The 1,407-nt window shown below is 59.8% G+C and carries 1 protein-coding gene and 2 pseudogenes; all 3 read right to left on the minus strand.

All coding sequences use genetic code 11. From position 1 onward, the window contains the following. Window positions 1–229, minus strand: a pseudogene (locus ACP7A4_RS23015) (phage portal protein); the annotation flags it as partial. Beyond that, complete coding sequence (locus ACP7A4_RS23020; RefSeq protein ID WP_088500081.1) at window positions 222–386, minus strand: hypothetical protein; 165 nt, start codon at window positions 384–386, stop codon at window positions 222–224. The gene ACP7A4_RS23020 and the pseudogene ACP7A4_RS23015, both read right to left, overlap by 8 nt. Continuing rightward, window positions 383–1,407, minus strand: a pseudogene (locus ACP7A4_RS23025) (terminase large subunit); the annotation flags it as partial. The gene ACP7A4_RS23020 and the pseudogene ACP7A4_RS23025, both read right to left, overlap by 4 nt.

The raw sequence follows: 1,407 nt of genomic DNA on the forward strand, positions 1-1,407 counted from the left end.
GCGGCAGACCTGCCACTGAGGTGGAGATGATCCGCACACATGCCCATACGGCGGACAGGTGCATGGCGCTGTCGATGGTGACGGTTTTGCCGGAGCTTGAGGTGTTGCCGAGTACGTTGCTCCAGAACTCGCCGTCGGTGAGTTTGATTGCTTTGCCCAAGAAGCCACTGAGTGAGGCACTGGGCCGTGAAGCCGCGCGACCGATGACAGTCGCCAAGGATTTACTCACTGATCAGCCCCTTGCGCACAAAGGCTGCGACCAGCAAGAGCGCGATCGCACTGGCAATCAGTGCCCAGCCTGGACCGGACAACACAAAGACCCCGGCCACAGCCAGCAGCAAACCGGCCAGCGCGGATAACACAAAGATAAGCAGTGGCATGTTCATACGATGATCGGATTCCTGATGGCGTCCATAAAGTCGTCATTGCCCCGGCCTTCGGGGTTGAGTGAGAGCAGCGTGACGGCGTTGAAAGTGGCCATGAGCGGGTCAATCTTGGCCGAGCCTGAAGCCTGTTTGGTAATGAGGATCGAGTTGCCGCGCGGTTCAACTTTGGCGTTGCCGCAGCACCAGGCCATCATCGGTTGGCCGCCGTGGATCAAGCCGCCCTCAGCGAGTTTGCGTTCAGCGGTTTTAATCGCGCCGCCCAGTTTCCAGCCTTGTGAAATACCGATGACCTTCTCTTCAGGGACACCGGCCTCGACCAGGGCATCGAGAATCGCGCCGATACCTGCCGGATCGAGACCGACCTTGTCCAGCAAGCCGGACTGTTCTACGCGGGCGACCAGACTGGCCACCTGCTCCACGTCTTGGCCGATTTGCTCGACCAGCGTGAGGTTGTTGTCTTTGGCAAAGTCATGGAAGTTGGCCGCCACGGTTTGCCGTCGGGTCAGCACCGAGGGGTGCGCCCATGCATGGTTCCAGAGCAGCCATTCCCGTGTGGTCCGGTGCCTGCCGATGGCCGCAAAGCCCAACAAATCGTCCAGACCACCGCCGTCGATGCCGATGTCGATCACTTCGCACATACGCAGCAAGTCGTCGAAGCTGAGTCCTGGACGTTTGCCTTGTATCTCCCAGAAGTCAGCACCGGCCCAGCGTTCTGACAGCAACGCTAGGCCGACCTCGATGTTGGCGTGTTTGGCCAGAAAGCCGCGCAGTTCTTCTTCGCCCGCCTCTTCGGCCATTTTGAAGCTGCGCCGCAGGAAGGCTTCGTCCACCGAGAATCCCATGTTGGGGTTTACCAGGTGGAAGTTCTCGACCAGACGGGCTTCGCCACTTTTGATCATGTTCTGCGGAAATTCGTAGATCACCGGCAGGAACTGGTTGTCGTCGATGCGGCCGTCACGCACGGCGCGGGAGTACTTGAGCTTTTCGCGGAACACACCGGCAGGCGGTTCGTTGGACTGCG

Source organism: Pseudomonas sp. TWR3-1-1 (assembly GCF_049896545.1).
Classification (GTDB): Bacteria; Pseudomonadota; Gammaproteobacteria; order Pseudomonadales; family Pseudomonadaceae; genus Aquipseudomonas; species Aquipseudomonas weihenstephanensis.

Coding starts and splice junctions, on each gene's coding strand:
- ACP7A4_RS23020 (WP_088500081.1), bottom strand. CDS start 386: ATGAACATGCCACTGCTTATCTTTGTGTTATCCGCGCTGGCCGGTTTG.